Genomic DNA, 293 nt, shown 5'->3' with positions numbered 1-293 from the left:
CGTCCATGGGCAGGATGGGCAGGTCATCGGTGCAGGGGCAGCCCACAATGGGAGCCACGCCCTGCTGAATGTGGCGCGCAACTTCCAGCACGTCGCCCATGACGGCACTAGCCGCGGCACCCGCGCCGGCGCCCTCGCCGAAGAACATGGTCTCGCCCACAAAGTCGCCCACCCCGTAAATGGCGTTGAACACGCCGTTCACAGTGGCCAGCTGGTGGTTCGTCGGGATCATGGTGGGATGCACGCGTACATCGACCCCATCCTCGCGGCGATGGGCGATGGCCAGAAGCTTG

The 293-nt window shown here is 65.9% G+C and carries 1 pseudogene; it reads right to left on the bottom strand.

From position 1 onward, the window contains the following. Window positions 1–293 (bottom strand): annotated as a pseudogene (locus NE591_RS15045) (homoserine dehydrogenase); the annotation flags it as partial.

Origin of the sequence: Adlercreutzia sp. DFI.6.23 (assembly GCF_024462535.1) — a bacterium.
Lineage (GTDB): Bacteria > Actinomycetota > Coriobacteriia > Coriobacteriales > Eggerthellaceae > Adlercreutzia > Adlercreutzia rubneri.
This window is presented reverse-complemented; position numbering and strand designations above follow the sequence as displayed.